Below are 19127 nucleotides of genomic sequence, written 5' to 3'. Positions count from 1 at the left end.
CGAGGGTGCGCGAAGGGTGCGGTCACGCGCCGCACCGGGCGAGGTCAGGTGCGTAGATCTGGGTGATCGCTAGTGCGTAAGAATGGGTGATCCTGTACATCGGCGCGCATCAGCCGGGCGACCCGTTTCGTCGCCACCCGCACGCCCTGCGCCCGCAGGGCGCGGCAGACGCGCGGCGCGCCGTGGCGCCGGTGGCTCTTCAGGTGCGCGGCGCGCACCTGCACCAACAGGCCGGCATCGGTCGTCGCCCGCGCGCTCGGCGGCCGCGTTTGCGCGGCGTAGAAGCCGCTCGTCGACACGTCGAGCGCGGCGCACATCAGCGTCACGGGGTAGTCCTCGCGCTGGGCGGCGCGCCCGCGCGCGCCGTCGCCTCTTTCGCCCAGACGCGGAGGACGTCGGGGCGCACGCACAGCTCGCGCCCCACCTGCGCGAGGGTCACCCCACGCGCGCGTTGCTCCTCTCGACGACGGACCGCTTCGAGCTTGAACTGGGCGTCGAACGTCCGTCGGATTCGTGGTGCCTTGGCCATGAAACACCTCCGCTCCGAAGATGGGGCTTGTTGAGGTGTCCATCAAAGCGGGTCAGCTCCAGCGTGATTGCTACCTCGCATTCCGGTGACGAGACGGGAGGGGCACAACAATGTCGAGGTCCTTCGCGATGTCTTGTCGTGGCTGGAGTACTATGCCGTAGATCTCGCTCTGCAACCGTGCTGTCTTCGTAGTGCCTGTGCTCTCGGAGAGAGTCGGCGCGGCAAATTCGCCTTGGGGCGTGATGTACACCACATCCGTGCGCTCCGCCGTCGATGTCCCGGATCGTCGAACTTGCACAGGCTCCGCGAATTGCACTCGCCAATTGCCAAGCTGAGGAACGAACTCGATCCCCTTGCGAATGAAGCGTGGGGCATGGGCAATGCGCACCCCGAAGGCTGCATAGGCCAGCACGACCGCCGCTTCGGCACTAAGCGCTGGCTCGGCAACTCCGCCCCGCGGCACAATCCAGCTGCGGAACTCGCTACCGCGCTCGCTTTCCTTCGAGGAAATGCCACTGCTATCGGCGCGAATGGCCGACGCGTGCACGGACACGCTGACAACAGCCACCTGTCCATACTTGTCGCGCAACCGCACCAAGTAGCTCGCGCCTGCTGCATTTCGGAGAGCCGGACTCACATCTGCGGGAAGTGGAGCGTATGGCGTCTCGGAAAGTAGTACTCGTTCCTCGGCGGCAAGCGTCACGAAATCGATGTCCCGTCCCAGGATAGCCCTGGTGCGCTCCATGGTCTGCGCACCGAACAGCCTCAGATAGCCAACCGCGAGCGCTCTCGCGGTATCGGGTGAGATGACCCCCTGACCGCTCGCGACCGAATTGGGAAACACATCGCGCGGATGTAGTCGTGCCGCTGCCTCTGGAGTCAGCGCTGCGCGAAGCAGGGACGAGGTGTCAGCCGTCGGCAGTGGTCCGTCGCGCCGGTCGCACGCACCGGCGAGCAGCGGCGCAAGGATCGTCAGAACCAATGCACATCCTCTTGTCATATGTAGCCTCCGCTGATCAGCGTCCCGGCCCCTATGAGCGGCGTCAGTCGCTACCGGAAGTCACGCACCGTCGGAGATCCGACCGTGCGAGATCAGTCGAGCACGCGCTGCGCTGGTAACCCTAACGCAATCTGACAGCACCTGGATGCGTACGCGGAGCTAGCTCAACGAGTGCGCCGCCTGGCTCGTGGCGTCGTCCAGTGGCGACCTGCGCCAGTGAGCTCTTCCGGGCCACGAGCGTGCAGACGGCTCGAACTGCGCGGCTGTAGCGGATTACGTCCCGCAGAGAACCGAGCCCACCTTCATCGAGGCGCCGGTTACAGGTACGCTCTGAGACACCGAACCAGTTCGCGAGCTGCCCTGCGCGAAGCGGTCGCACCGCACCAAGCAGCGCGCAACGCTGCATCGAGCGGGCTCGTCCACTTGTGCCAATCGTCACGCTGGTGAACACTGCTTCCGGCAGCGACGGATATCGAGGACTGACAGGCCGGTGCTCGGCGTCCAACGCAGCGCGACGAAGTGGCGGACCGAAGGTGGTAAGACGCGTGCGGCGTCGACGATGCGGGTCCGACCGTGGGACGTCCGTCGGCATGCCATGGACCTGCAGTGACTGCATCATGCGCGGGCCTTGCCCGAAGTGATCGCGCGCAGGCGCGAGTCCACTTGCCTCCTCAATCTGCATCCTCATGCCTCTCCCCCTTCCGCACCCCACCAGGAGTCGCGCGGGACCCTCCCTCGACACCGCAATTCTCAGCGTGCAGCAAGCGCGTAAGGGCGCGAACACAGCGCAGATCGCGCGCGAGCGAACGCGATCCAGGTGCGGGCCCTTCTGGCTACCGCGGCAGGTGCCATCAATCTTACGCATGAGGGTCGGTACGTCGAGGCCATGCCATGGTCTCGTGTGTAGCGGTCGCATTCGCCTGCGGTGGTCAGCGCTCGGTTGGGCACCCCATCAGGCATTTCCCCGCTGGCGCACCGCCGGGCCCGGCGGCATCGTGGTCCGACACCCCGGCCCTCGCCCGCCATGCGCGACTTCCCCCACACCCACACCACGGACGCCTACGCCCGCACCTACGACGACGCGTCGCGCGACCCGGAGTGGTTCTGGGCCCACGCCGCCCGCGCACTGCACTGGGACGTGACCCCGCACGTCATCCTCGACCGCTCCCGCGCCCCCCTCTACCGCTGGTTTGCCGGGGGCGTCCTCAACACCTGCTACAACGCCGTCGACCGCCACGTCGAGAACGGACGCGCCGACCAACCGGCCATCATCTACGATTCGCCGGTCACGGCCACGAAGCGCACCCTCACCTACCGCGAGCTGCAAGGCGCGGTCGCGCGCGTCGCCGGCGCCCTCACCGCGCTCGACGTCCACAAGGGCGACCGCGTCGTCATCTACATGCCGATGACCCCCGAGGCGGCCATCGCCATGCTGGCCTGCGCCCGCATCGGCGCCATCCACTCGGTGGTCTTCGGCGGCTTCGCCTCGCACGAGCTCGCGGTCCGCATCGAGGACGCCGAGCCAAAGGTGATCGTCTCGGCATCGTGCGGCGTCGAGGTGGCGCGCGTCGTGGACTACAAGGCGCTCCTCGACACGGCCATCGAGCGCTCCGCGCACAAGCCGCGGCACGTCATCTGCCTCCAACGCCCGCAACGCCCCTGCCACCTCGTGCCCGGGCGCGACCACGACTGGGACACGCTGATGGCCGCGGCCCAGCCGGCACCGAGCGTCCCGGTCGCCGCCACCGACCCGCTCTACATCCTCTACACCTCCGGAACCACCGGACGCCCCAAGGGCGTCGTCCGCGACAACGGTGGGCACGCGGTGGCCCTCCTCTGGTCCATGCAGCACGTCTACGACATGAACCCGGGCGAGGTCTTCTGGACGGCGAGCGACGTGGGCTGGGTGGTGGGCCACTCCTACATCGTCTACGCCCCGCTCCTGCTGGGGTGCACGACGGTCATCCACGAGGGCAAGCCGGTGGGGACGCCCGACGCTGGCGAGTTCTGGCGGGTGGTGCAGGAGTACCAGGTCCGCACCCTCTTCACGGCGCCCACCGCCATGCGCGCCATCAAGAAGGAAGACCCCCACGGCGAGCACTTCGCGCGCTACGACACCTCGTCGCTCCGCGCGGTGTTCCTGGCGGGAGAACGCCTCGACCCCGACACCTACCACTGGACCCGCCAGCTGGTCCAGCGCCCGGTGGTGGACCACTGGTGGCAGACGGAAACAGGGTGGCCGGTCGCTGCCAATTGTTTGGGAATCGAGCAGCTCCCCGTCAAGCCGGGGTCGCCCTCGCGCCCCGTCCCCGGCTACACGGTGGAGATCCTGGACGACGAGGGGAACATCCTCCCGCCGGAAAAGGAAGGGATCGTCACCCTGCGCCTCCCCCTCCCGCCGGGGACGCTCACCACGCTCTGGAAGGACGACGAGCGCTTCGTGCAGACGTACCTCGAGCGCTTCCCGGGTCGCTACGTCACCGGCGACGGCGGCTACCTGGACGAGGACGGCTACCTCTTCGTCATGGGTCGCATCGACGACGTGATCATCGTCGCCGGCCACAACCTCTCCACGGGGAGCATGGAACAGGTCCTGGCCGCCCACCCAGACGTGGCCGAGTGCGCGGTGTTCGGCGTGAAGGACCCGCTCAAGACGCAGCTCCCGGTGGGGCTGGTGGTCCTCAAGGCCGGCGTCACGCGCGACCACGCCGCCATCCGCGACGAACTGGTGCAGGCGGTGCGCCTGGCGGTGGGTCCGGTGGCCAACTTCCGCAAGGTGGCGGTCGTGAGCCGCCTCCCCAAGACGCGCTCGGGCAAGCTCCTGCGCGCCACGATGCGCAGCATCGCCAACGGCGAGCCCTTCACGATTCCTCCCACCATCGACGACCCGGCCGCCCTCGACGAAGCCACGGCGGCGCTTCGGTCGTTAGGTTACGCCTACCTCCCCGCGACCTCCATCGGCGACTGAATCGACATGTCCTTCCTCAAGTGCCGCGGCTTCCTGTTCGACATGGACGGCGTGCTGGTGAACTCGCACGCGGTGGTCGACCGCACCTGGCGGCGGTGGGCCGCGCGGCACGCCATGGACCCCGACCCCATCATCGCCGTCGCCCACGGGCGCCGCACCAGCGACACCCTGCGCGACATCGCCCCCCACCTCGACATCGCCGCCGAGGTGCAGTGGCTGGACGAAGCGGAACGCGACGACCTGGACGGCGTCGTCGCCATGCCGGGGGCTGTCGCGATCCTGACCCACCTCCCGGGTGTGGCCTGGGCGGTGGTGACGTCGTGCGGCGACGCCCTCGCCCGCGCCCGCCTCGAGGCGGCAGGGCTCCCGATTCCCCGCGTCCTCATCGCCAGCGAACGCATCGACCGCGGCAAGCCCTTCCCCGACGGCTACCTGGCGGGCGCCCGCGGGCTGCGCCTGGCCCCCACCGACTGCATCGTCTTCGAGGACACGCCGCCGGGCATCCAGGCGGGGCTGGCCGCGGGGGCCCAGGTGGTGGGGCTCTCCACCACCTACGACGCCGGCCACCTCACCGCCGCCACCCGCGTGGTGCGCGACCTGAGCGAGGTCCACGTCGGACGCGCCGGCGCGGCCACGGGCGACTTTCACGTCCTGCTGGGCTAGGGGCGCGCCACCGGCGCCGCCCGGGCGACGCCGCGCCGGCGTCCGCTACCGCTTCTTCCCGAGGATCGTCCCGCGGCACGTCGCGGCGCCGCAGTGACACGGAAAGCGCCGCTTGGCCGCCGGCGTGTGCCGCTCCTCCAGGATGTACGCGTAGTCGTACGCCAGCTCCTCCCCGGGGGCGACGTCGCGGATGGTCTCGATCCAGATGCGCCCCTCCTCCACGATGGCGTCGCAGTTGGGATCGCACGAATGATTGATGAAGCGCGCCTCGTTGCCCTCGACCGCGGCGTCGATCACCACGTCGTCGTCGATGGCGAACAGGAAGGTGTGGTGCCGCTCCCCCGCCACGTCGGGATAGCGCGCCTCGGCCTCGGCGGGGGTCAGGCGCTGGCCGGCGTACTCGATCAACCGCACGCCGGCGGGGATGGCCCGGGTGGCGAACGCCCCCATCCCCTGGATGGGGGAGGAGCGGATCTCGAAGGGGAGGTCGGGGAGCGCCATGCGGGGGAAGATAGGGGAGCCCCCGCTCCCGCAGGGGGGAGGCACGGGCTTACGATTAAGGGGACATCCGCAGTGGACGGATGCGCCGATTCCCCACCACACCACAGGAGCCGGGGATGAACGACAAGCAGTTGCAGGCGCTGGTGCGCAAGAACGCCCTCAAGGCCGCCAAGGCGACCGGCAAGCCGCGGACCTTCTCTGACCCCACGCTCGAGGCCACCCGTAGTCCCGAGCGCGACGATGCCGACGCACAGCGGATTTTCAAGGAGATGAAGAAGCGCGAGTTCTAGCGCCGCTCATGTCCCGCCATCTCCGATATTTCGCGCCGCTCCTCGTGGGCGGCATGCTGGCTCTTGCCGCGTGCGGTGGCCGCGGTGCCGACAAGGGTGAGGCATTCGCCGTGACCAGCGGCTTTCGCGGGGTCCTGAGCGACCCGCCGCGCGAGAAGCCCGACTTCACCCTCACCGACTTCAACGGGGCGCCGTTCAACTTCCGTGAAGCGACAGCCGGAAAGGTCACCCTCCTCTTCTTCGGCTACACGCACTGCCCCGACATCTGCCCGCTGCACGTGGCCAACGTGGCGGCGGTGCTCAAGAAGCTCCCCTTCGAGGCCCGCGACGCCATCCGCTTCGTCTTCGTGACGACCGACCCGGCGCGCGACACCCCCGCGCGCCTCAAGGAATGGCTGGGGACCTTCGACCCGAGCTTCATCGGGTTGCGGGGGACGGAAGAGGAAGTGAACCGGATCCTCTACACCCTGCGCCTCCCCCCCATCCAGAAGGACACCGCGTCGTCCGATGCCGCGGGATACCTGGTGGGACACGCCGCGCAGGTCCTGGCCTTCGGCATCGACGGGAAGGCGCGCCTCGAGTACCCCTTCGGGATCCGGCAGGAAGACTGGATGCAGGATCTCCCCCGCCTGGCACGCGGCGAGCTCCCGACGGGGGTGAATCCCTCGGGCTCCGGGGCGGTCGACCTCAAGCCGCTCGGCGACGAGAGCAACGTGCCGAGCGTCCCGATTCGCGTGGCCGCGGCGCTCATCCCGCAGCCCCCCTCCACCAGCGAGGGGGCGATGTACGTGGTGCTGCGCAACGGCTCGGTGGAGGACACGCTGGTCTCCGTCTCGAGCGAGGCGGTGCAGACCGCGGAGCTGCACGAGACGATGCCCGGCGACCAACAGCGCATGGGGCACATGATGCCGGTCAAGGAGATCGTCCTTCGCCCCGGCGAGACGCTGCAGCTTGCCCCTGGCGGGCGTCACGTGATGCTGATGGGCTTCGCCAAGCGTCCTGAGGTGGGCGAGACCATCACCGTGCGGCTCCACTTCAGGCAGGCCGGCGACATCGTGCTCGCCGCCAACGTGGTGAGCTACGCCGAAGTGGAGCGGATGCTGGCCGCCGCCGCCACCTCGCTCGGGCAGTAGGGCGCCATGCAATTCTGGTGCTCGGCCAAGCCGACGGCGTGGACCTGGGAGTGGCAGGCCATCGTCGGCGTCTGGGTCTTCATGGTGGTCCTGGTGGCGGGGGTGGTGGCGTGGAACCGCGCGGCCGCGCGCCGCGCCGGGACCGCCGTTCCGCCGATGCACCCGCTCTTCCCGGTGGGGGTGCTGGCGCTCTGGGCGGCGCTCGACTGGCCGATCGGCGCGTTAGGCGGCTACCTCACCAGCGTCCACATGCTCCAGTTCCTGCTGATCGGGCTGGTGGCGCCCCCGCTCCTGTTGCGCGGCGTCTCGCTCGAGGCGCAGGCCATGGTGGGCGCGCACCCGCTGGTGCGGCGCATCACGTCCCCGATCTTCGCCGTCGCCATCTTCAACGTCGCCGTCCTCGTCACCCACCTCCCGTTCGTCGCCGACACGCTGATGCCGTCGGAGTTCGGGTCGATGGTGATCGACCTGACCTGGCTGGCGACCGGGCTCCTGTTCTGGTGGCCCATCGTGATGGTGCACCCGGCGCCGCGCCGCTTCCCCCCGCCCATGCGCATGCTGTATCTCGTTGGGGGGCTGATGTTCTCGCCGGTGATGTTCGGGCTGGCCGGCTTCCTGGCGTACAGCGACTCGCCGATGTACGCCTTCTACGAGCTCGCCCCGCCCATTCCGGGAATCTCGTCCAAGGACGACCACCAGGCCGCCGGCGCGCTGATGAGCATCGGCGGGGCGCTCGTCGCCTTCGTCGGGCTCTCGGTCATCTTCTTCCGCTGGTCCAGGACCGAGGAATGACGGCCGGCGTCGCGCCGGCGCCGTGACTCAACGCGCGCCGGCCGACGGCCCGCGCGCACGCTGCAGCAGCGACTCGGCGTAATCGATCCCCGCCGGCGTGCGCGAGCCGTGCCACGACAGCAGCTCGCCGTCGGCCAGGACGAAGCGCTCCGCCGCCATCCCCGTCAGCTGCACCAGCTCGTCGGCGTGGCGCGCCGTGAACGGGAAGGGCTCGCTGGAGAGGAGCACCACGTCGGGCGCGCCCTCCCGCAGCTGGGCGGGGGTGACGACCGGGTAGCGGCCGGCCGACGCGCCGAAGACGTTGCGCCCGCCGGCCAGGGCGAGCAGCGCGCTCACGAAGGTGTCGTCGCTCACCGTCATCCACGGCTCGCGCCAGATGAGGTAGGCGTACGAGACCGGCGGCAACGCCGCGGCCGCCTCTTGCACGCGCGCCGCGCGCCGCTCGATCTCGCCCGCGATGCGCTCCCCCGCCTCGCCCCGCCCGATGGCACCGGCGATCGAGCGGACCATCGCCGCGGTCTCGGCGGCCGTGCGCGGCATGGAGCTGTGCACCGCGATGCCGGCCGCGCGCAGCGACTCTGCGTCCTCGGCGCGGTTCTCCTCCTCGTTCATGAAGACGAGGTCGGGAGCGAGGGCGACGATGCGCGCGATCTTCGGGTTCTTGGTCCCGCCGACCTTCTCGATCCCGTCGACCCACGGGGCGGGGTGGATGCAGAACTTCGTGCGCCCCACCACTTCATCGGCGGCGCCCAGGTCGTGCAGGAGCTCGGTGAGCGAGGGGCAGAGCGAGACGAGGCGCATGCCGCAGTGTAGCGTGCGGGGCCCCCATCGAGGGAGGGGACCGCCCGTGCCCGAGCGAAGCGCGGCGCCCACCGCCTGGTGGACGCCGCGCCTGTCACGTGAAGGGTCGTGGGATCAGTAGTTCGGGTTGGTCTCCTTCTCCGAGCGCGGGGTGTTGAAGCAGAGGTCGCGGTTGGGGAGGATCTCCAGCGGGTGGAGCGCCCCGGGACGACTGAGCGCCTCCCAGCGGCGCAGGTCGCCCAGCCGCCGCGACTCGAGCCAGAGCTCGATGCCACGCTCGCGCTTGAGCACCGCCCACGCATCGGTCGAGTTACCGACCGTATACAGCGGGAGGCTCAGGTTGGTGCGACGCGCGTTGATGATCGTCATCGCCCCCTGCCAGTCGCCGGCAATCAGCTTGGCCTCGGCCTCGATGAGGCGCATCTCCCACCCGGTGGAGAGGTTGATGGGAGAGGTGCGGTCGTTGTACTTGGTCTGGAAGTACCAGCGCACGCGCCCGAGGCTGCCGACCGCGGCGTCGCCGGTGAGGACCGTTAGGCTGCTGTCGAACGGGATGCGCGGGTCGCGCGTGGTCTTGCGGATGGAGTCGTACACCGTGTTCCAGACCGTGTGCGCGCGATACGGCTGGTTGGCGCCCGCCCAGTAGATGCGGTTGTACTGGTCCAGTTCGGTCCCGTAGTACGGCATGCGGTACGCGAACGTGTTCGGCACCGCCGCGGCGTCGGCGACGGCGCCGGCCGGGTTGTTGCGGAGCAGCCGCACCGACGCACGCCCCGCCTGGGCCGCCATGGCGAGCGTGGTGTTCCCCGCCGCCTGCGCCACGGTCATGGCCTCGGTGAAGTTCGCCTCGGCGCGCTCGAAGTAGACCGTGTGCGGCCCCTTCGCCCCGCCGTTGATGACCCCTTCGCAGAAGTTCTCGCCGAGGTGACGGTTGGCGTAGCCGGCCCAAACGAGCGCCTGCGCCAGCTGCGCGCTCTTGGATGCGTTGGCGCCCAGGACCGTCTTGGCGCGCGCGACGGCGTCTTCGGACGTCCAGCGGGCGCGCTGGGCGTAGTTCCACCAGGTGTTGACCTCGTCTTCGGCCAAGACTCCGGCCTGCGCGCGCACGGAGATGCCGAACGAGTCGGTGGAGCCGGCGGGGTGCAGCTCGCGCGTGACCGCTGCGCCGGTGTAGGAGGTCCAGTTGAGGGCCTCGGCCAGGTCGCGCCCCGAGCCGCTGATGAGCGCACCCAGCGCCCCGGCGTTGTCGAGCGACGCGGCCTGGATGGGGCCGGGGTTGGTGGCGTCGAGGGTGCACCCCCCCATGGCGGCGAGGGCCGTGATGGTGAGCGTCACGCGCGAGGCGCGGCGCATCGTCGAGGAAATCGTCATGGTCATTGGCGGGTTCCTCAGAACGAGAGACGGAGGGAGGTCAGGAACACCGCCGGTGCCGGGATGTGCTCCGAGATGTAGCGCACCGTGGCGTTGAACCCGTCGTTCCCCGACATCTCGGGGTCGAACAGCGGCATCCCGTAGTTATGGCGGAAGATGTTCTGCGCCGAGAAGACCAGCGAGCTGCTGGCCGTGCGCGGGATCGCCTTCCCCAGCGGGATCGTGAGCGTGATGTCGCGGATCTTGAAGAAGTCGGCCGGGAAGATGAACATGTCCGGGCGCACGTTCCGCGGGATGCAGGTCAGCGTCTCGCGGACCGTGATCGGCTTCTGTGCCGCGATGTTCTGGTAGGCATCGAAGCAGGTGGGCCACAGCACCGAGCGCGACAGCGCCTGGTACGAGGCATCCTCGTCGATGTAGGCGCCCCCCTGGTACTCGCCGCGCACCGAGAGGGCGATGTTGCGCCAGGTGCGAAGGTTGAGGCTCCCGCCGATGATGTGCGTCGGCTGGCTGGGGCCGAAGAACGCATTGCTCACCGTGTCCGGCGCCACCCCGCGCGCATCCGCGTTCCGGATCTTGCGCCCGCGGAGGACGGGGGCCGGCTGCCCTTCCACGACCCAGCCGTAGTTGCCCACGCTGAAGGACGGGGCGCCGCCCAGGCTGATGACCTTGGAGTCGTTGGTGGTGATGTTGAGCCCCGCCGTGAGCCCGAAGCGCGGCTTGTCGACGAGGGTGCCGGTGATGGCGGCCTCGATCCCCGACTTCTCCATCTCGCCCACGTTCTGCAGCGTGTTGTTGAGGAAGCCGTTGGACGGGACCGAGCGCACGCTGAAGAGCGCGTCGGTGGTGGTGGCCTTGAAGTACGTGAAGTCGATCCCGAGGCGCCCGTCGAGGATGCTGTGGTCGAAGCCGAGCTCGAGCTCGGTGGTCCGCTCGGGCCCTAACGTGGGATTGCCGAGATTGTCCGGGCGCACGGCGGTCGCCGTCCCCCAGCCCACCTGGCTGTAGGTGCGCACCGCGGCGAAGGCGCCGGGGGCGCGACCGGCGGCGCCGTAGGCCGCGCGCAGCTTGAGCGTCCCGAGCGACGGCTTCCAGAAGCCCTCCTCCGAGATGACCCACGATCCCGACACCTTGGGATAGAACTGGAAGCCGAAGTCCGAGCCGAAGGCGCTGTTGCCGTCCAGGCGTCCGCCCAGCGTCACGAAGTAGCGATCCTTGTAGCCCACCAGCGCCTGGGTGAAGGCGCCGCCGGTGATGACGCGCTGGCGATTCTCGTCCGCGAGCTTCACGCCGCCCGACGCCACGGTGGGCGGTGACGGCGTGGCGAAGTTCTCGGAGTAGGCGATGACGTCGCCGACGTTGGAGTTGACGTACTGCGTCCCGCCCGAGGCGGTGATGCGCAGGTCCTGGCCGAACTGGAACTCGTAGTTGTTCACCCAGTCCAGGCTCAGGGTGGTGTTCTGCCACCGCTGGTTCTGGATCACCCCCAGGTTGGCCCCGGGGAAGCCGAAGGGGCGGACGTTCCGGTTCTCCACCGCCGCCCGGTCGTAGCCCACGGTGAAGCGGCTCGAGAAGCGGGCAAATGGGGTCCACGTCGTCGTGCTCCCCATGATCATGCGGTCGATGTAGCTGTCGAGCTGCTGCATGAAGACCTTGCTCAGCGAATCCACGTTCGTCGTCGCGTAGTAGTTGCGGTCACGACGGAAGGCGTTGAGCGTGATCCCCTGGGCGTTGTTCCCGGCCGGCGTCTGGTTGATGAGGTTGTTGGTGTACGCGCTGCTCCAGTTCATCACGACGTTCTTCATCGGCGTGAAGTCGAGGTTGGCGCGGATCTGGTACTTGCGGTCCTTGTCCCTGGGGAGGACGCCGTCGGTGTTGTCGGCTCCGCCCGAGACCAGGTACTTCAGGTTGTCGCCCTGGCCGCCCGACACCTGCAGCGACGTCCCGTAGCGCAGCGCGTAGTTGTCCGGACCGAAGCGTCCCGGGTCGCTGTTGCGCAGGAACGGGTCCATGAAGAGGAGCGGGACGGAATCGGTCCCGAACTTCTGCAGGGAGCTGATCCCCGAGTTGAGCTGGACGTTCCACTTGGCGGCGCCGGCGGCGCCGCGCTTGGTGAAGATCTGGATCACCCCGGCCGCCGCGTCGGTGCCGTACAGCGTTGCCGCCGCCGCCCCCTTCACGATCTCGATGCGCTCGATGTCATCGGGGTTGATGTCGTTGAGCGGGCTCGCATTCACGTTCGCCCCACGCTGCGTGGTGCCGGTGAAGACCCCGTTGCGCGGATACTCGTCGCTGCGCGTGCGCACCCCGTCGATGAAGATCAGCGGCTGGTTGGTGAGGGCGACGCTCGTCGTCCCGCGCAGGCGGATGGCCGCCCCGCCGCCGGAATTCCCCGTCCCGCCGCCCACCGTGACCCCCGTCAGGCGCCCCGACAGCATGTTCGACAGGTTGGTCGGCACCTCGGGGGTATCGGAGAGCTTGACCTGCCCGATCGAGTTGCCGACCTCGCGCTTGCGCGCCGAGCCCCCGGTTCCTGTCACCACGACTTCATCCAGCGAGATGGCGCTCTGCGACAGTCCGAAGTCGGCGGTGACCGACTGGCCGGCGGTGACGGTCACGGTGCGCTCGGTGGGCTGGTAGCCGATGAGGCGCACGCGCACGACTCGCGGGCCGGCCGAGACCGCCGCGATCGAGTAGGCGCCGTCGGCACCGGTCAGCGCGCCGAGCGTGGTCCCGGCCACGAAGACCTGGGCATTCCCGAGGGGAGCCCCGGTGCCGGCGTTGGTGACCTTTCCGCGAATCGTTCCTTGCGTCTGCTGGGCGCCGATGGCCATGGGCGCGAGGGCGCACAGCACTGCCAGTGCGCTCCCGAGCCCGATGGGCCATCGACCCGACGTTCGACGACTTCTGTGCATCACGGCCTCCGATGGAGAGGGGGGGTTAGTATGCGTACGCGCGCTTCGGCGAGGCTCCGACTGCGGAATCACGGGGGGAGAGCACTGCGACGAGGGGGGGAGCGCGGCTGGGGGTGGGTGCCGCGCGAGGGCGAGCGAAACGCGCGCATAGCATCGGGGCGAAATGGGACGCTGTCAACACGCGGATTCCACCCGCGCCCCCCGCGCCGATCATTGGAAATCATCCACGTCCCGCTGCAACGCCCCTCCATCTGGGTCGTCTTTCTTATAGTTGGCCAATTCGAGGGCCAATCCCGCCGAACGCCCCCATCTCGATGGTCGCACCCACTCCCCTACCTCCCGCCCTCGAGGCGCTCCTTGAACAGGGGCGCCTGGCCGAGGCGCGCGGCCAGGTGCAAGTGGCGCGCGACCTGTACGAGCGGGCACTGGACTCGATGGCGAGCGATGCCCCGGCCTGGGGGGTCGGCCGGCTCCTGCTGGGGTTGGGACGGACGCACCTGGCCTCGCGCGACGCCGAGGCGGCCCTCGCGCGAGTCGCGGCGATCCTCGCGCTCCCCGGCGAGCCCGAGATGGCCGCCATCGCGGCCGACGCCGTCGAGCTCCGCGGGCGCATCCACTGGCACGAGGGCGACCTCGCCGCCGCCGCCGCCGACTTCGCCGAGTTGCGGGCCCGCGCGCGACAGCTGGGCGACGCGGCCCGGTCCGCGTTAGGCGCCACCTGGCTCGCCGACCTCGCCCTCCTCGAGGGAGCGACGGCGCAGGCCATTGCCCTGCACGAGGAGGCGCGCGCCGACCTCCATGCCGCCGGTGACAGCCGGGGTGAGGCGGCCGCCCTGGCCCGCCTCGCCACGCTCTACGCGGAGCTCAAGCGGTGGAATGCGGCCGAGCAGGCATTCGCCGAGGCGGCCACGGCCGCCACGCAGCTACATGACGAGCGCCTGCTGGCCACGATCGAGCTGGCCCGCGCCGGGATGGCGCTGGATCGCGAGAACGTCGAGCGCGCCCACGCCAGCGCCGATCGCGCCATCGACCTGGCGCGCAAGCTCGACGACGCGTCGCTGGTGGCCCGCGCCCTCGTGCTGAACGGCGCCGTGGCCCGGGAGCTCGGCGACCGCGATCGCGCGGCGCGTCTCCTGGAGCAGGGGGAGCGCCTCGCCGAGGACGCCGGCGACCTCCTCCTCGTCGCCGAGGCCGCCCGCGAGCACGCCGACCTCCTCGCCCGCGACGACCGGCACGCCGAGGCGCTGCAGGCGCTCAACCGCGCGTACCGCGCCGCCACCCAGCTGCGCGCCCGCGACGTGGACGGCGAGACGACCCGGCGGCTGCGCCGCTTCGACGACGGCTTCCTGAACGTCATCCGGCGCTGGGCGCAACGCATCGAGGGAAAGGACCACGCCACCGCCGGCCACCTCGATAGGGTCGCCGACCTCACCTGCGAGATCGCACGGCGCATGGGAGCCGACCGGCAATCGCTCGTTTGGTACCGGGTCGGCGCCTTCCTGCACGACATCGGGAAGCTGGGCATCCCGGCCGCCATCCTCAACAAGGCGGGACGCCTCACGCCGGAGGAGTGGACCATCGTCAAGCGCCACCCGGTGGCCGGGGCGGAAATGCTCCGCGACGTCGACTTCCCGTGGGAGGTGCGCCCCATCGTCGAGTCGCACCACGAATGCTGGGACGGCTCGGGATACCCGCACGGGCTCGCGGGCGAGGAGATCCCCCTCGCCGCCCGCATCTTCACCGTCGCCGACGTCTACGACGCCCTCGTCTCGCGCCGCGCCTTCAAGTCGGCGCTCGGCCACGACGAGGCCATCGACGTCATGCGCCGCGACGTCGGGCGACAGTTCGATCCGGCGGTCTTCCGCGTCTTCGAGGAGGTGGTCCGCGAGGGGGTCGCCATCCCCGGCGTCACTTCGGCGGCGGCACTCCCCGTCCGCGCCGAGTCGCGCGAGCCGGCCATCGTCGACGACGAGCTCACCTCGGTCGCCGACCGCTCGTCGTGGATGCAGCGCGCCGCCCACGCCCTGGCCAGGCGCCGCGGCGCCGACCAGTCGGTCGCCGTCCTCCTCCTCGACATCGACCACTTCGAGCGCGTGAACGCCGCCTACGGGCGGCTCCAGGGCGACGACCTCCTCTGGGCCGTCGCCAAGGTGCTGCAGCGCGGCCTCCGGACCGGCGACCTCGTGGGACGACGCGGGAGCGACGAATTCCTCGTCCTCCTCCCCGCCACCCCCCCCGACGTCGCGCTCGAGGTGGCCCACCGCCTGCGCGAGGCGTGCGCCCAGCTGCGCTGCGCGCGTCGCGACGCACCAGACCAGCAGATCGCCATCTCCGTCTCGATCGCGGTCGTCGGCGCGCCGCAGGACGGCGACTCCGTCGAGGCGCTCCTGGCGGCGGCCGACCGCGCGCTCCACCGCGCCAAGCGCGACGGGCGCGATCGCGTGGTCGTGGCGGAGCACGGAGACGCCGGCGCGGCGCGCGCCCGCCTGGCGTTCGACACCTTCGTGGGACGCGAAGAAGAGCTGCGCACCATGGTCGGGTTGCTCGACCTGGCCAGCCGCGGCGACGCGCGCCTCGTGTCGATCTCCGGCGAGGAAGGGATCGGGAAGTCCGCACTCGTCAGGCGCCTGGAACCCGAGATCCGGCTGCGCGCCGGAACCCTCGTGACGGCGCAATGCCTGGAGGGCGACCAGGCCTCGGCGTACGCGCCTTGGGCCGACGTCCTCGCGCGCCTCCACGCGACTGGCCTCCTGGCCCAGAACCAGTGGCGCGCCCTTCCGCAACTCGTCCCGGGAATTCCGCCGTCGGGCGACGGCGACGAGTGGGCCCTTACCCCCTCGCTCCTGCACGAGGAGATCGTGCGCGCCGTGCGTCGGGCCGCGCGCGAGCGCCTCCTCGTCCTCGTCTTCGAGGACGTGCAGTGGGCCGACACCGCCACCTGGACGGTGCTCGACGCCCTGCTCGGCGCGCTGGATGGCGAGCAGCTCTTCGTCGTCCTGACCCTTCGCCCCGACGAGGCACGCGCCGCCGCCGACTGGCGCCGGCGCCTCATGCAGCATCCGCGCGCCGAGCAGCTCGCGCTGCAGCGTTTCACCCTCGACGAGCTGCGCCGATGGGTCCAGGTCGTCTTTCACGATGCCGACCCGGGCGACGAATTCCCGCGCGTGCTGCACGCCTACACCGAGGGGATCCCGCTGCACGTCGTGCACGTCCTGCGCGCCCTCGCCGAATCGGGGGGGATCTGGTACGGCGGGACGCGTTGGGAGTGGCGCCCCACCTCGCTCGAGGCGCTCCCCCCGGGCGTCGCCTTCATCCTCGAGCGCCGGCTGCAACGCCTGTCGCCCCCCGCCCGGGGGATTCTCGCCACGGCCGCGGTCCTCGGGGCCCCGTTTGCCGTGGAGCTGCTGGTGGCCACGGCCAACGCCCCCGAGGCACAGGTCACCGCCGCCCTGGACGAGGGAGTGGCGGCGGGGATCGTCACGCCGGTGGCGGGGCGCGACGGCGCCTTCACCTTCACCCACGCCCTCCTCGGCGAGGCCATCACGCGCGAGGTCCCCGAGCGGCGGCGCCAGCGCATGCACGAGGTGGCGGCGCGCCTTCTCGAGCTGCGCACGCCATCGTCGGTGGACGAGATCGCCGGCCACTATCACGCCGCCGGGCTGGACGCCGAGGCCTATCGGTACGCCGTTGCGGCCGCCGACCGCATGGGCGCTGCCTTCGCGCACGACCTCGCGCTCGAGGCGTTGCAGGTGGCGCAGCGGTACGCCCCCTCGGCGCGCGACCTGGCGACGCTCAGGGTGCGCCTGGCGACAGTGGCCGTCGGCGCGGGGCGGTACGCCCCGGCGGAAGCCTGGTGCGACCTGGCGCTGGAGTGGATCGAGGGGAGCGGCGACGCGCACGCGGCGCTCGAGGTGCGACGCCTGCGCGAGTGCGTCCGGATGCACAGCGGCAAGCCGCCGCTTCGCACCCTCGAGGAGCTGCGCGCCATCCTCGCGGCCGCCCCGGAAGGCGACGTCGCCCTCCGGGCCGACGTGCAGCTGACGGCGTCGGCGGTGGCCACGGCGGTCGCCGACTGGCCGCTGGCGGCGACGCTCGCCCGCAAGGCGCTGGAGACGCTCGGCGACCGGGCCACCCTCGCCCACCGGGGTGCGGCAGGCCGGCTCCTGGCGCTCGCCCGTGACGGCGCGGCCCCCGACGAGGCGATCTCGCTGGCCCACGACGCGGTGGCCCACGCCACGGCCTCGGGAGACCGCCTTGCCATGGCCCGCGCCCGGCTGGCGCTCGGCGAATTGCAGCTGCGAAGGGGGCGCGTGGGAGAAGCCGAGGAGGCGCTGGGCGATGCGCTCGAGGCGGCCCGCAGCGCTCACGCCGCCCCGCTGGCCGCCGGCGTCTCGCGGGCGCTGGGCGAGCTGCGCTCGCGCCAGGGCACCTTCGGCGAGGCGGCACAGTGGCTGGGCGACGCCGAGCGCATCTTCACCGCCATCGGCGACGTCCCCGAGTCGCTGCGCACGACCTTCGTCGCCGCCAACGTCGCGCGTGACATGGGCGAGCGTTCGCGCGCCCATGCGCTCTACAACGCTGCAACATCCAGGGCGCGAACGCTGGAGGTGGCGTGGTTGGAGCTGGCCTCGCTGGCCGGCGCTGCCCTCACCAACGGTGGCCCCGAATCCCCCTCCACCTGGAAGCGCTGGGAGCGCGCCACCGAGCTCATGACCAGCGCTGTGCCGGAGTGGTGGTTCCCCGGGCGCGAGATGGTCGACGCGCTGGCGCTGCAGATGGCGCTGGCCTCCGGCCATACCGGGGCCGCGTTCGACCTCTTCTCCCGCGCCCGGCACCGCCTCGACGCCGTCGATCCGTACGCCGGGGCGTGGCTGGTCGCCGAGTGCGCCGGCGTGCTCGAGCGCGCCGGCCTCCCCGCCATCGACGCCACGCGGCGCTTCGCCGCCGAGCGCGCCCGTACCCTCGCGTTCGTCCCCCTGGCCGAGCGTCTCGAGGAGCCCGCCTCCACCTGATCCGGCACCTGGCGGTGCGTCGCGGGCGCCAGCTCCCTCAGCGTCCGGGATCCGCTGCTGGCGCCTCGTCCCGATAAGGCCGAGCTTGGGGTCACCCCACTTCGTGCCGGAGGGACCGCATGCGCATCCGCTTCGCCGCCGCACTCCTCACCTTCGCCCTCACCCCCGCACTGGTCGCCCCGCTCGGCGCCCAGGCCACAGGCAAGGGCGCGCAGGGCCAGCAGCCTCGCCCCGCCGCCCAACGCATCGGCGGGATCCCGGGCGCCGAGCTCGTCATCGTGGCGCGCGACAAGGGGTTCGACGCACCGTCGCAGGTGGAGGCCGGGTTGGTGAACATCCGTCTCTTCAACCGCTCGGGCACCACGCAGCACATCGCCATCCTCAGGGTCGGCCGCCTCGACCGCGTGGCGGCCATCGCCGACTACCTGCGCTCGGGCGACTGGAACGTCCCGTGGATCAACCGCATGGGCGGACCCGAATCGAGCGTCCCTGGCGGCGTGTCGTCGGTGTCGATGGTCCTCGAGCCGGGGCGGTACGTCATGGCGCAACTCCCGGTGCCGCCCACGCGCGGGGGACCGCTCGTCCTCACGGAAGTCCAGGAGCTGTCGGTGATCCGGCCTGCCGATGGCGGCGCGCCGAAGATGCTCCCGGTCACCGAGGTGGCGCTCCTCATGAACGAGTGGGGATTCACGCTCGAGGGGCCGCTCCATGCGGGGCGCCGCACCATCCGCGTGGAGAACAAGGGACAGTTCGAGCACCACGTCTCCATCGTTAGGCTCCTCCCGGGGCGCACGCTCGAGCAGGCCGTCCGGTTCGCCGAGCAGCCGGTGGGGGCGTCGCCCTACGAAGCCGTGGGCGGGACGACCAACCTGGAGCGCGGACGCGCCGTGAACGTCACCGTCGACCTGATGCCGGGCGACTACGCCCTCCTGTGCACCACGTACAACCCGCTCTCCAGGCAGCTGCACTCGCAGCACGGCATGGTCAGGCTGGTGCGCGTGGTCCCGTGAGCGGCGGCGCCCCTTCAACGCTTCCGACGCCCTGCGCCGTTAAATCGGCGCAGGGCGCATTCCGTTCGCCCCGCTCTGCGGACATGTTCCCCGCGCGCCGCCCCTGGAGCGGTGCCCGTGCACTCCACTGCAATCCCGGACG

Annotated in this window: 12 protein-coding genes; 6 read left to right on the top strand and 6 right to left on the bottom strand. The window is 70.8% G+C overall.

Annotation, left to right across the window (positions count from 1 at the left end; all coding sequences use genetic code 11):
- Positions 1 to 44 precede the first annotated feature (44 nt).
- Positions 45 to 326, bottom strand: a complete 282-nt coding sequence (locus tag ABS52_02915; GenBank protein ID ODT05110.1) for a hypothetical protein — start codon at positions 324 to 326, stop codon at positions 45 to 47.
- Positions 323 to 529 (bottom strand): hypothetical protein, encoded by a 207-nt coding sequence (locus ABS52_02910; protein ID ODT05109.1) that lies wholly within the window; start codon positions 527 to 529, stop codon positions 323 to 325. Before ABS52_02910 ends, ABS52_02915 begins: the two co-directional genes overlap by 4 nt.
- A gap of 2024 nt (positions 530 to 2553) precedes the next feature.
- Here ABS52_02910 and prpE point away from each other — a divergent pair.
- Entirely contained in the window at positions 2554 to 4497 is a 1944-nt protein-coding gene (prpE, locus tag ABS52_02905; GenBank protein ODT05108.1) for a propionyl-CoA synthetase, read from the top strand.
- A 6-nt stretch (positions 4498 to 4503) separates the two neighbouring features.
- Entirely contained in the window at positions 4504 to 5160 is a 657-nt protein-coding gene (locus tag ABS52_02900) for a hypothetical protein (protein ID ODT05107.1), read from the top strand.
- A 45-nt stretch (positions 5161 to 5205) separates the two neighbouring features.
- Here ABS52_02900 and ABS52_02895 read toward each other — a convergent pair whose 3' ends face one another.
- Positions 5206 to 5661 (bottom strand): SET domain-containing protein-lysine N-methyltransferase, encoded by a 456-nt coding sequence (locus tag ABS52_02895; protein ODT05106.1) that lies wholly within the window; start codon positions 5659 to 5661, stop codon positions 5206 to 5208.
- Between the two features lie 298 nt (positions 5662 to 5959).
- On the opposite strand from ABS52_02895, the gene ABS52_02890 reads away from it, so the two are divergent.
- Positions 5960 to 7084 (top strand): hypothetical protein, encoded by a 1125-nt coding sequence (locus ABS52_02890; protein ODT05105.1) that lies wholly within the window; start codon positions 5960 to 5962, stop codon positions 7082 to 7084.
- A 6-nt stretch (positions 7085 to 7090) separates the two neighbouring features.
- A complete protein-coding gene (locus ABS52_02885; GenBank protein ODT05104.1) occupies positions 7091 to 7876 on the top strand; it encodes a hypothetical protein in 786 nt (261 codons plus the stop codon).
- Between the two features lie 27 nt (positions 7877 to 7903).
- On the opposite strand, the gene ABS52_02880 is transcribed toward ABS52_02885, so the two are convergent.
- The 3 genes from ABS52_02880 to ABS52_02870 all read right to left on the bottom strand — a co-directional run bounded on the left by ABS52_02880 (position 7904) and on the right by ABS52_02870 (position 12882).
- The gene (locus tag ABS52_02880; protein ID ODT05103.1) at positions 7904 to 8677 is read right to left on the bottom strand and encodes a hypothetical protein; all 774 of its coding nucleotides are present in this window, start codon (positions 8675 to 8677) and stop codon (positions 7904 to 7906) included.
- A 114-nt stretch (positions 8678 to 8791) separates the two neighbouring features.
- Positions 8792 to 10054: a hypothetical protein gene (locus ABS52_02875; protein ID ODT05102.1), complete on the bottom strand. Its 1263-nt coding sequence runs from the start codon at positions 10052 to 10054 to the stop codon at positions 8792 to 8794.
- 11 nt (positions 10055 to 10065) lie between these two features.
- Positions 10066 to 12882 carry a hypothetical protein gene (locus ABS52_02870; GenBank protein ODT05101.1) on the bottom strand — a complete coding sequence of 939 codons (2817 nt, stop codon included), beginning with the start codon at positions 12880 to 12882 and terminating at the stop codon, positions 10066 to 10068.
- 395 nt (positions 12883 to 13277) lie between these two features.
- On the opposite strand from ABS52_02870, the gene ABS52_02865 reads away from it, so the two are divergent.
- Together ABS52_02865 and ABS52_02860 are read left to right on the top strand one after the other, a co-directional pair.
- Positions 13278 to 17975, top strand: coding sequence for a hypothetical protein (locus ABS52_02865; GenBank protein ODT05100.1), 4698 nt, complete (start codon positions 13278 to 13280; stop codon positions 17973 to 17975).
- Between the two features lie 119 nt (positions 17976 to 18094).
- The gene (locus ABS52_02860; GenBank protein ID ODT05099.1) at positions 18095 to 18985 is read left to right on the top strand and encodes a hypothetical protein; all 891 of its coding nucleotides are present in this window, start codon (positions 18095 to 18097) and stop codon (positions 18983 to 18985) included.
- Positions 18986 to 19127: the final 142 nt, after the last annotated feature.

It is taken from the genome of Gemmatimonadetes bacterium SCN 70-22, from assembly GCA_001724275.1.
GTDB lineage: Bacteria > Gemmatimonadota > Gemmatimonadetes > Gemmatimonadales > Gemmatimonadaceae > SCN-70-22.
The sequence above is the reverse complement of the archived record's forward strand: the minus strand, read 5'-3'. Positions and strand labels throughout refer to the sequence as shown.